Source organism: Sphingomonas sp. PAMC 26621 (genome assembly GCF_000251145.1).
Lineage (GTDB): Bacteria > Pseudomonadota > Alphaproteobacteria > Sphingomonadales > Sphingomonadaceae > Sphingomonas.
Genome location: NZ_AIDW01000037.1, coordinates 214,308 through 226,169 on the forward strand (window position 1 = coordinate 214,308; position 11,862 = coordinate 226,169).

Below are 11,862 nucleotides of genomic sequence, written 5' to 3' on the forward strand. Positions count from 1 at the left end.
GTTTTACGGACCCCTCGTATGCTGTTTTCCCGCGAAGGCGGGAATCCAGGGCCAAGCAAAACAACCGCGTACAGCTCGCGCGCCCCCTGGGCTCCCGCCTTCGCGGGAGAACACCTATGGTTTCGCGGAGGCCGGGGCCCAGTCGCGATGGTCGATGTAATGAAGCGCCGTCTGTCGGCTTCTGGCGTCTCGCTCCTCGGCCCCGGCCTCGCCGGGGAAGCGATTTACATCATCGTCCCGAATCCACCGCCACGACCTGCGCCGCGCGGTGCGACGCCTGTTCGATGAATGCCCACAGATCCGCGGGCACGACCGGCTTGGTCAGCACCGTCATTCCCGCACAGCGCGGGTCGTCCGCGATCGCGCGATCGGCCGTCACCAGCGCGACCGCGGGCGCAGGGTCGAGCGCGCGCAACCGCGTCGCAACCGCGAGGCCATCCTCGGGCTCGTCCAGGTGGAAATCGATCAGCGCGATATCGGGCTCCTCGTCCTCCGCGAGTTGCAGCGCCTCCGCGATGGTCGCGGCGAGCAACGGCACGCACCGCCGTGCGCGCAGCGCGGCATCGAGCGCCGCGAGGATCGTCAGGTCATTGTCAAGACACAGGATCCTTAGCCCGGGCGGAACCGCCTGCGCAGCAGGTTTGGCGACCGCAACCGGCAGGTCGCGCCCCGGTGTCGCCAGCGGCACCCGCACCGCGAAGGTCGACCCCCGCCCCGGCGCGGACCGCAAATCGACCGGCGTCCCCAGCAGATCCGCGATCCGGCGCACGATCGCAAGCCCCAGCCCGACCCCGCCGCCTGCGCTCCCCTTGCTTTCGAGCCGTTCGAATTCGACGAAGATCCGATCGCGATCGGCAGCCGCGATCCCCGGTCCCTTGTCGCGCACCTCGATCACCACATCGCCCCCGCGCCGCCGCGCACCGATCCAGATCCGCCCGTCGGCCGAATAGCGCACGGCATTGGACAGGAAGTTCTGCAGGATCGAGCGCAGCAGCGATCGGTCGGTCGCCACGAAATACGCGCCCGGGTGGCTCGCCAGCGACAGCCCCCGCTCCGCCGCGAGCGGGTGGAATTGCGTCGCCAGTTCCGCGATCAGCTCGCCCAGCGCGAACCGCTCGACCCGTGGCACCACCCCGCCCGAATCGAGCCGCGACACGTCGAGCAACGCGCGCAGCAACGTATCCGCGGACCCGATCGCGCCGTCGATCGCGCGGATCAGGTCGGTCTGATTGGGGGCCTTCCCCTCGTCGAGCGCCGCGCAGAACAACCGCGCGGCGTGGAGCGGCTGGAGCAGATCGTGGCTCGCGGCCGCCAGAAAGCGCGTCTTGTCGCGCGTTGCGGTCTCCGCCACCGCGCGCGCCTCGCCGAGCATCGTGTTCGAGTGCGCGAGATCCGACGTCCGCGCGGCCACGCGTGCCTCGAGATCCGCCTGCGCTTCCTTCTCGGCGGTAATGTCGGTGAAGCTCTGGACATAGCCGCCGCCGGGCATCGGCCGCCCGACCGCCTTGATCCAGCGCCCCGACGGGCGTTGCCGCTCGAAACTGTGCGGCGTCCCGCGCGACAGATGCGCCATCCGCCTTGCCACATGCGCCTCGATATCGCCCGGCCCCGCCCCGCCGCGCTCGGCATTGTAGCGGATCAGATCGGCGATCGGCCGCCCGGTGACGACATACCCTTCGGGATAATCGAACATCTCGACATAACGCGGATTCCACGCGACCAGCCGCAGGGTGGAGTCGATCACGCTGACCCCCGGGTCGATCGTCTCGAGCGTCGCCGACAGCAGCGTGCGCGAGAAGCGCAGCGAGCGGCCGCGCTGGTCGAGCAGGCGGACGACATCGCTGACGTCGATCGCCGCGCCCGCGATGCTCGACGCGACGATCTTGCGCGCGGACGGTGCGCCGATGACGCCGGCGATCAGCCGCTCGGCGGTGCGCGCGGCAGGGCCGTCGATCGGCGCGCGGGGGTCGCGCGACACCGCCGCCATCGCTTCGGCGGCTTCGCTCTCGCCGACGAAGCGCGCGACCAGCAGCTCGAGTTCGCCGTGCGTCGTGACATGATCGAGCGCGCTATTGCGGCGGACCCTGCGCAGCGCCTGCGGCCACGCCATCAACGCGACGTTGACGCCGAGGCTCCACACCGTGCCGTTGACCAGCGGCGACCCCATCCGCCACCCGAGCAGCGCCTCGGGATCGAGCACCCCGAACGACAGCCGCGCGAGCGCCGGCCCGATCCCGTCGCCGATCGACGGGAGCAGCAGGCAGTAGATCCATACGATCACCCCCCCGACCAGCCCGCGCCGCGCGGCTTCCTCGTCGGCGAACCCCCAGCCGACCGTCGCAATCAGCGCGGGCGCGAATTGCGCGACTCCGGCAAAGGCGATCAGCCCGATCGACGCAAGCGAGACATCCGCATCGAGGTTGCGCCCATAGAGCAACGCCACCGCGACGATCGCCGCGATGATCAGCCGCCGCACGCGCAACAGCCGCCGCCCGAGATCGCCGCCGCGCGCATCCCCCTGGCGGCCCAACAGCAAGGGACTGAGCAAGTCGTTGGTCGCCATCGTCGACAGCGCGATCGTCTCGACCACGACCATCGCGGTCGCCGCTGAAAAGCCGCCGATGAACGCAATGAGCGCGATCGCGTGCCGCCCCTGGCTGAGCGGGACGCCGAGCACGTAAAGATCGGGCGCGGCATCGGCCGGCAGCACCGTCATCCCCGCAAGCGCGAGCGGGAGCACCAGCAGCGAGATCACCACCATATAGCCGATGAACGGCCACCGCCCCTGCCGGACCGCCTCGGGGCTCCCGGCCTCGACCACGCCGACGTAGAATTGGCGCGGGAGACACACGATCGCGAGTGCGGACAGCAGCGTGCGCACCCAGAAATCGGAGGTCAGCGCGGCCCAGGTAAACCCGCTGCCGAGCCGCGCCATCGGGGGTGCGAGCGTGGCGGCGGGGACGTCGACCAGCAGCAATATGGTGAACACGCCGAGCGCGACGAAGCACAGCAGCTTGATCAGCGATTCCGCCGCGATCGCCGCGACCACCCCCGGGTTACGCCCGGTGACCTCGAACCGCCGCGCGCCGAACAGGATCGCGAACCCCGCGAGCAGCAGCGCGACGAACGTCCCGATCGACGACGAGCGGTCGACCCCGGTGATCGCGCCGAAGCTGAACGTCACCGAGCGAAGCTGGAGCGCGATATAGGGGATCGACGCGAGCAGCGCGGTCCCCGCGACGATCGCCGCGGTGCCGCGACTGCGCCCGTAGCGCGCGGAGATGAAATCCGCGATCGAGCTCGACCCCTCGTCGCGCGCGAGCCGGACGAGCCGGGTCAGGAAGCGCGGTGCGAGCAGGAAGACGAGCGCAGGGCCGAGGTAGATCGCGAGATAGTCCCACCCGCGCATCGCCGCGGTGCCGACCCCGCCGAAGAACGTCCAGCTGCTGCAATAGACCGCGAGCGACAGCGGATAGGCGAACCGCCCCAACCGAATCGGCAACCCGCGCCGGTCGACAACCCACGCGATGCCGAACAGCACCGCACAATAGCCGAGGATCGCGAGCAGGACGCTGGGTCCGAGGATGAGGCGGCTCCGTATTGATTCACTCCGCGACCGGATGCCGCGTTTCGTCACGGGCCAGCTTGCGGCATCCCGGCCAGCGAGGCAACGCGTCGCCTGTTATGCGCAGCAGCGCTTCGACTTCTTGCCCGACCCGCATGGGCACGGGTCGTTCCGGCCGACCTTCGCAGGCGCTGGCGCGACGAGCGAGAGCGGCGGCGCCCCGACGCCGCCTGTCCCGGCCGCGTGCAGGCGCAAAACGGTCGTCGTGATCGTCACGGGAAACGCGTCCTGCATTGCGTTGATCTGGACCGTGTCGAGCGCGCTGGTGTTGTCCACGATCGCGATCAGCAGGGACAGCTCGGCGACGGCGGCGGCAATTGCCGGATCGTCGCCTTCGGCCAGTGCGGCCCAGCTTTCGGGGCGCAAATCCATCGCCTCGGCGAATCCCGCGATCCAGATTTCCCAGATCACGTCACCGTTGCGCTCATCGACCTCGAAGATCGGCTGCGGCTTGCCGCGACCGAGATCGCGCGCGATTTCGGTGTAACGCGCCATTACCGCGTCGGTGAACCAGCGGACATCCGCCGGCTCCCCGAACGGGGGGCTGCCGTCCTCCGCGATGCCCCAGATGCTGACGAACCATTCGTCGGGCAGGATCGGGGCCGGGGATAGCAGCACCCCGGTCAGGAACCCGTCGAGTTCGCTCAGAAGCATCGGCTCCTCGAGCGGGAGGTCCGCCAGCGCGTCGTCGAGGCGGCGATGGCGGGACGGTAACCTGGTCATGCGAACAGCGTGAGCACGCCGCGCGCGGGATCGGTGAACCCCTCCCAGATCATCCGCCCAGCGACATAGACGATCACCAGCAGCCCGACGTAGGCGAGCCAGCGATAGCGTTCGATCACGCGCGCAAGCCCGTTCGCGGCGAGCCCCATCAGCGCGACCGACAGGATCAGCCCGATCGCCAGGATCCCCGGATGGTCACGCGCCGCGCCCGCGACCGCAAGGACGTTGTCGAGGCTCATCGACACGTCCGCGACCGCGACCGCCCAGGCTGCCGCCCAGAATTTGCGCGGTGCCTTGCTGGCGAGCGCGTCGGCGTCGGTCCCGCCGTCGTCGGAGCGCAGTTCGCGCCACATCTTCCACGCGACCCACACCAGCAGCAACCCGCCCGCAAGCACGAGGCCGACGACCTGCAACAACTGCGTCACGACCAGCGCGAAGACGACGCGCAGGATCAGCGCGGCGGCGACCCCGATCAGGATCACGTTGCGGCGCATCGCCGCCGGCAGCCCAGCCGCGAGCGCGCCGACGACGATCGCATTGTCGGCGGCAAGCATGATGTCGATCATCACCACCTGCGCGAACGCGGCGAGCGCAGCGGGCGACCCGATATTGGCAAAGTCCGTGGCGATATGCTGCCAGAGTTCGGTCACGTACATCTTCCTATCAGCAGGAAAGCGGGCACCACAGGCTCGCGATCGCATCGCCGCGCACTGTAGCGCAACTGCGATCAGGGAAAAGCGGCGATGACGGGCCAGGTCAATCCCTGCCGCGCAGACAGGCGGTCGTGCAATGGCGGGATCAGGCACGACAATCGTCCCTTGTCGCGGATGCAAAGCGTGGCTTGGCGACGGGTGCGTTCGCGTGCAGAACAGCGCCATGCTGTTCTCGCTGCTGCTCGCGCTCGCCCAGGGGTCGGTTGCCCAGACCCCACCCGCTCCCCCACAGGTTCCGCCCCTGGCGGCGGCGACCGCGCCGGCGAAGCCTGCGCTGCAATGGCCAGCGCGCGATGCGCAGGCCACGCTCCGGAATTTCCGCTTCCGCTCGGGCGAGACACTCCCCGAACTGCGGATCGGCTACACCATGCTCGGCCAGCCGCATCGCAACGCGCGCGGCGAGATCGACAATGCGGTGATGATCCTCCACGGCACCGGCGGCACCGGACGCCAGTTCCTCAGCCCGCAATTCGCCGACGAGCTCTATGGCCCGGGCCAGCCGCTCGACATCACGCGCTACTGGATCATCCTCCCCGACGGGATCGGCCACGGCAAATCGTCCAAGCCGTCCGACGGGCTGCACATGCGCTTCCCGCACTATGATTATGACGACATGGTCGAGGCGGACTATCGGGTGCTCAAGGACGAACTCGGGATCCGCCGGATGCGGCTGGTGATGGGAACGTCGATGGGGTGCATGCACGGCCTCGTCTGGGGCGAGACGCATCCCGACTTCCTGCGCGCGCTGATGCCGCTCGCATGCGAGCCGGTCGAGATCGCCGGGCTCAACCGGATGTGGCGGCAGCTCGCGATCGACGGGATCGAGGCCGATCCGGCGTGGGCGGGCGGCGACTATCGCGCGCCGCCGACACAGGGGCTGCGGACGGCGGCCAGCCTGTTGTTCGTCGCGGGTGCTGCACCGCTGTATTTCCAGGCGCAATATCCGCGCCGCGCGCAGGCCGAGACGTTCGCGCGGGAACGCGTCGCGGCGTCGATCGCGCAGATCGATGCGAACGACCTGATCTACCAGATCGACGCCTCGCGCACCTATGCGCCGTGGGCGCAGCTCGAGAAGATCACCGTGCCGACGACCTGGATCAATTCCGCCGACGACTTCATCAACCCGCGCAATCTCGACCTGCCACAGCGTGCGGTCGCGCGGATGAAGGATGCGCGGTTCCGCTTGATCCCGGAGAGCGCGGAAACCCGCGGGCACGGCACGCATACCGCCGCGCGCTTCTGGAAGCAGGATCTGGTCGACCTGCTGCAGCGGACCGAGTGAGCGAAAGAATTTCGACGGCCCTCGCGAACCCACCCTTGATCCCGTCCGTTCAAGCGCACATCGCGAACCGACACGATCTGGAGTGAAGACATGGCTGCCGACAAAATGGATATTTCGCACACGACCATCCTCGATAACGAGGACGAGAAGCTGGTCGAATTCGTCGCCGAGGTGGACGGCGACGAATATCAGTTCGCGGTGCAATATGCCGTGCTCGAAGCGCTGAGCGGCGACGTACCCGACGGCGATGCGGTCGAGCAGTTAAACCTGTTCGAGGATACGATCGCCGAAGCCGGCCTCGTCGCGCTCGCACGCAACAGCGACCAGGCGACGATCGTCATCAGCGAGAACGACCTCGAATAAGCAGGCGCCGTCCGCGGGTCACGCTTCACGCCGACCGCCTGTTTCGGGCGGCGTCGGCGTGGACCCTGCGGACGGCACCTCCTCGTAACAGCCCGCGCGGCGCAACTGGCGGACGATTCCGTTGAACGCCGCGGTGACGCCCTGCGCGCGGCCGATCTCATTCTCCTGCCCCGCGGCATCCCAGTACAGCACGAGCGGCCAGCGCTCCGGGCAGAACGGCAGCAACGTGCGCAGCGCAAGCCGCACTTCAGGCCCGTCGACACGCCGCTCCCCGCAACGCGCGACCGCAGTGCGCAGGATATGGACCGACAGGGCAATCACGATCCGCTGATGCCGGGAGGCGATCCGCACCGATCAGTGGAAGTCATGCGACTTGAACCGCACGACCTCTTCCGGGTCCATGCCGTCTGCGTGCGGCGGCCAGTAGCAATTGCGCGGCGCGGGGTTCCAGTCCTTGTCGCCGCGATCGGGCGAGCCGGGATGCTGCGCGCCGTCGCCACGCCCGGTGCGATGCGGGAAGGACATGTCGCCGACGCGGTGGAGCAGGTCGCCATGATCGATGATCCTGTCGCAGATGACATGGATCACCTCGCCTTCCTTCTGCACCCGCCCCTTCAGCCCGACCATCGACGCGGACATGATCGTGCGCCGCTGCGCCTCGAACCGGTCGGGCCACAGGATGCCGTTGGCGATTCCGCTCTCGTCCTCGATCGTGATGAACAGCACGCCCTTCGCGCTGCCGGGCTTCTGCCGCACCAGGATGATCCCCGCGACCTCGACATGCCGCCCGTCGCGGATCGTCGCGAGTTCGGCGCAGCGCGTGACGCCACGCCGCGCGAGTTCGTCGCGCACAAAGCTCAACGGGTGTGCGCGCAGCGATAGCTGGAGCGTGCGATAATCCTCGATCACCTCGCGCCCGTCGGTCAGCGGGCGCAGCGCGACATCGGGCTCCACCCCTTCGGCGCTGACGCTGTCGGCCGCGCGATCGGCGGCGGCGAACAGCGGGAGCGGTGCTTCGCCGAGTCCGCGCACCTTCCACAGCCCCTGCCGCCGGTCGGTCGCGAAGGCTTGGAACGCATCGCCGTCGGCGAGCTTTTCGATCGCCGCGCGCTGGACGCCCGAGCGGCGCCACACGTCCTCGACCGAATCGAACGCCCCCGTGCCGCGCGCGCCGACGATCGCCGCGCCATCCGCGTTGGACAGCCCGCGAATCTGCCGCAGCCCGAGCCGGACCGCGAGATACCGCCCCCCGGTCGGCTCGAGCGTACAATCCCAGCGACTGGCGTTGACGCACGCGGGGCGGACCTCGACACCATGCTCGCGCGCATCGCGGACGATCTGCGCGGGCGCGTAGAACCCCATCGGCTGCGCGTTCATCAGCGCCGCGCAGAAGGCGTCGGGGTGATGATGCTTCATCCAGCACGACGCATAAGCGATCTTGGCGAAGGACGCGGCGTGGCTTTCTGGAAAGCCATAGGAGCCGAAGCCCTCGAGCTGGCGGAAGGTGCGCTCGGCGAAATCGCGCGGATAGCCGCGCGCGACCATCCCCTCGATCAACTTGTCGCTGAAATGCGAGACCCCGCCGGTGAACTTGAAGGTCGCCATCGCGCGCCGAAGCTGGTCCGCCTCGGACGGCGTGAACCCTGCCCCGACGATCGCGACCTTCATCGCCTGTTCCTGGAACAGCGGCACGCCGAGCGTCTTCTCGAGCACCGCGCGCAATTCGGGGCGCGGATATTCGGGCCGCTCCAACCCCTCGCGGCGGCGCAGATAGGGGTGGACCATGTCGCCCTGGATCGGCCCTGGCCGGACGATCGCGACCTGGATCACCAGATCGTAGAAACGCCGCGGCTTCATCCGCGGCAGCATCGACATTTGCGCGCGGCTCTCGACCTGGAAGGTGCCGAGCGTGTCGGCCTTGGAGATCATCGCATAGACGTCGGGATCGTCGCTTTGCAGGTCGGCGAGCCCGACGCGGATCCCCTTTTCCTGTTCGAGCAGGTTGAACGCGCGGTTCATGCAGCCGAGCATGCCGAGCCCGAGCACGTCGACCTTCATGAACTTCAGCGCATCGATATCGTCCTTGTCCCATTCGATGATCTGCCGGTCCTCCATCGCGGCGGGTTCGATCGGGACGAGATCGTCGAGCCGGTCGTGCGTCAGCACGAAGCCGCCGGGATGCTGACTCATGTGGCGCGGCACCCCGATCAGCTTGCGCGCGAGCTCGAGCGTGAGCCGCAGCCGCCGGTCGCCGAGGTCGAGGTTGAGTTCCTTGACCTGTTTCTCGCCGACTCCTTCCGCCGACCAGCCCCAGATCAGCCCGGCGAGCGAGCCGGTGAGATCCTCGGGCAACCCCAGCGCCTTGCCGACATCGCGCACCGCGCCGCGCGCACGATAGCGCGTGACGACCGCGGTCAGCGCGGCATGGTTGCGGCCATAGGTCTCATAGATCCACTGGATGATCTCCTCGCGGCGCTCATGCTCGAAATCGACGTCGATATCGGGCGGCTCGCGGCGCTCGCCCGAGACGAAGCGTTCGAACAGCAATTCATGCTTGATCGGGTCGATTGAGGTGACGCCCAGCACGAAGCAGACGCACGAATTCGCCGCCGATCCGCGCCCCTGACACAGGATCCCGCGCCGCCGCGCCTCGCGCACGATCGCATGGACGGTCAGGAAATAGGGCGCATATTCCAGCTCGGCGATCAGCCGCAGTTCGTGCGCGATCTGATCGGTATAGGCCTGCGGGACGTTGCCATCGAACATCCGTTCGACCGCTTCCTGCGTCAGCTGCGCGAGCGCCTGTTGCGCGGTCAGCCCCTCGATCACGCGTTCGTGCGGATATTGGTAGGCGAGTTCGCCCAGATCGAAGGTGCAGGCCCGTGCGATGTCGACGCTCGCGCGCAGTGCATCGGGATAGTCGCGGAAGCGGCGGACCATCTCGGCTGGGGGCTTGAGCGCGCGGTCGGCGTTGACCTCGCGGCGGTAGCCGAGCTCGTCGACGGTGCATTTTTCGCGCACCGCGGTCACCACGTCCTGCAACAGCCGCGCATCGGGGGCGTGATAGAGGACGTCGCCGGTCGCCACCGCACGCACCCCCGCCGCCCCCGCCTGGCGCGCGAGCGCGTCGATCCGCACCGCATCGTTCGGCCGCCGCCGCTGGAACAGCGCCATATAGCCGCGCGCGCCGTAGACCGCCTTGAGGTCGGCCAGCGCCGCCAGATTGTCCGTATCCGCCTCGTGCGGGAGCAGGATCGCGACGATGCCGTCCGACCAGGGCGCGAGATCGGGCCAGTGGAGCATGCACCCGCCCTTCCCCGCGCGCTTCTTGCCGATCGTCAGCAACCGCGTAATCCGCGACCACGCCGGACGATCGGTCGGGTAGAGCAACAGCCGCCGCCCGCACGACAGATCGACTCGCGTCCCCGCGATCGAGCGGACTCCGGTCGCCTTCTGCGCTTCCCATGCGCGCACCACGCCCGCGACCGTCCCGATGTCGCACACGCCCAATGCGGGATAGCCTAGCAGCGCCGCCGCCGCGAACAACTCGTCCGGGCTGGAGGCCCCGCGCAACAGCGAGAAATGGGTGAGCATCTGCAGCTCGACATAATCGGTCATGCGAAGACGCCGTGGATCCACCAGGACAGGTCCCCGGTGTCCTCCTCGAAGCCGTCGCCGCGACGGAACACCCAATAGCGTCCGCCGCCCGCATCCTCGACCCGGTAATAGTCGCGCACCGCCCACACTTCCGCGTCGCGCCGCCACCATTCGCCGTGGATTCGCTCGGGGCCATCGCCCGCGACGACCGTATGCGACCGTCCGCGCCATTCGAACCGGCGCGGCGGCTGGTCGGGGAGCAGCGCGAGGACATGCGACAAGGGTTCGGGGCGCGCGAACAGCCGGACCGGGCGTTGCCATAGCGGCCAGCTTCCGGGCAGGTCGTTCGGATCGGACCGGGTGACCGCGCGCTCGGGGACATGGCTCTCGACCGGCGCGATCCGGAACACGCTGCGCGCGCCGATCCGCCCGGCGATGACGTCGACCAGCCGCGCGCAATCGCGCACGCGCGTCTCGCCCGCGAGCACCGCGCCGAGATCGACCGCGTCGAGCGGCTCGGTATGCGGCGCGACCAGCACGAATTGCTCGAGCCCGAGGCCGGGGTCGATCCGTTCGATCCTGAGCTTGAACAGCCGCAGCAGATGCGGGACCTCGCGCGTCGGGCGCGACGTGCCGATCGCGACGACCTGTTCGCCGCCGTCGACGCGCAGCCCGGTCAGCCGCAGCGACCGCGCGCCCAGCCCCTGCGCCTGCAGGACGAGCGCGAGATCGCCGAGCAGATCCGCCATCACCTGTTCGATCGCCTCGGCGGTGCCGATCGGCTCGAGCAACCGGCGTTCGACCCGCGGCACCACCGCATCCTCGCGCGGCGCGATCGGTTCGGCGACCGCGCCGAGTGCCTGGTCGAGCCGGGTGATCGCCGCGAGCCCGAGCCGCCGCGCGAGCGGCCCGCGCGCCACGGGGAGCAGATCCGCGATCCGCTCGAACCCGAATTTGCGCGCGGCGACCAATGCGGCGGGCGCAAGCCGCAACGCCGCGACCGGCAAGGCGGCGAGCGCCTGCGCGGTCTGACCGGGCGCGGCGCGGCTGCACGCGCTCGGCCCGAACCGCGCGAGCGCATAGGCCGCGCCCGGCGTATCCGCGACCGCGACGCGCGCGGTGAAGCCGGCGCGGCGGCAGAAGGCGCGGAGACGGCGGCAGAAACTCTCCTCCCCGCCATGCAGGTGGTCGCACCCGGCAAGATCAATCCACAACCCGTCACTGGGCGTTACCGCTGCGATCGGCGACCAGCGCCGCACCGCGAGCAGCGCCAGCCGATCGAGCAGCGCTGCATCGGCTAGGGGCTCGGCCGGACGGAAATCGAGATCGGACACCAATGCGCGCGCATGCGTCGCCGCCATGCCGACATGGATGCCGAGCGCGCGCGCGCCGGTGCAGGCGGCGACCACCTCCTCGCGCCGGCCAACCTTGCCGACCAGCGCGAGCGGCGCATGGTCGGGCTGTTGCGGAACCACGGCACGACGGTGCGCGACCGGCAGTTCGCTCTTGAACGGATGGCTCGCCGCCTCGGACCGGCGTCCGAGCTCGCGCATCGGCGG

Annotated in this window: 8 protein-coding genes; 2 read left to right on the forward strand and 6 right to left on the reverse strand. The window is 69.2% G+C overall.

Going from position 1 to position 11,862, the window contains the following annotated elements:
- Positions 1-229: 229 nt before the first annotated feature.
- From RI03_RS18655 to RI03_RS18665, 3 genes are read right to left on the reverse strand one after another with little or no spacing between them, the layout of a single operon-like run.
- Positions 230-3,637, reverse strand: a complete 3,408-nt coding sequence (locus RI03_RS18655; protein WP_010219166.1) for a hybrid sensor histidine kinase/response regulator — start codon at positions 3,635-3,637, stop codon at positions 230-232.
- 45 nt (positions 3,638-3,682) lie between these two features.
- Positions 3,683-4,348, reverse strand: a complete 666-nt coding sequence (locus RI03_RS18660; RefSeq protein WP_010219167.1) for a UPF0149 family protein — start codon at positions 4,346-4,348, stop codon at positions 3,683-3,685.
- The gene (locus RI03_RS18665) at positions 4,345-5,004 is read right to left on the reverse strand and encodes a YjbE family putative metal transport protein (RefSeq protein ID WP_010161715.1); all 660 of its coding nucleotides are present in this window, start codon (positions 5,002-5,004) and stop codon (positions 4,345-4,347) included. The genes RI03_RS18660 and RI03_RS18665 overlap by 4 nt, the downstream gene beginning before the upstream one ends.
- A gap of 220 nt (positions 5,005-5,224) precedes the next feature.
- Here RI03_RS18665 and RI03_RS18670 point away from each other — a divergent pair, with 220 nt between their 5' ends.
- The gene (locus RI03_RS18670) at positions 5,225-6,343 is read left to right on the forward strand and encodes an alpha/beta fold hydrolase (RefSeq protein ID WP_010219168.1); all 1,119 of its coding nucleotides are present in this window, start codon (positions 5,225-5,227) and stop codon (positions 6,341-6,343) included.
- A gap of 90 nt (positions 6,344-6,433) precedes the next feature.
- On the forward strand, positions 6,434-6,706 hold the full coding sequence (locus tag RI03_RS18675) for a hypothetical protein (protein WP_010219169.1): 273 nt from the start codon (positions 6,434-6,436) through the stop codon (positions 6,704-6,706).
- A gap of 18 nt (positions 6,707-6,724) precedes the next feature.
- On the opposite strand, the gene RI03_RS18680 is transcribed toward RI03_RS18675, so the two are convergent.
- From RI03_RS18680 to RI03_RS18690, 3 genes are read right to left on the reverse strand one after another with little or no spacing between them, the layout of a single operon-like run.
- A complete protein-coding gene (locus RI03_RS18680) occupies positions 6,725-7,057 on the reverse strand; it encodes a hypothetical protein (RefSeq protein WP_010219170.1) in 333 nt (110 codons plus the stop codon).
- Positions 7,058-7,060: 3 nt separating this feature from the next.
- Positions 7,061-10,324, reverse strand: a complete 3,264-nt coding sequence (locus tag RI03_RS18685) for an error-prone DNA polymerase (protein WP_010219171.1) — start codon at positions 10,322-10,324, stop codon at positions 7,061-7,063.
- Positions 10,321-11,856, reverse strand: coding sequence for a Y-family DNA polymerase (locus RI03_RS18690; protein WP_238542450.1), 1,536 nt, complete (start codon positions 11,854-11,856; stop codon positions 10,321-10,323). The genes RI03_RS18685 and RI03_RS18690 overlap by 4 nt, the downstream gene beginning before the upstream one ends.
- Positions 11,857-11,862 lie beyond the last annotated feature (6 nt).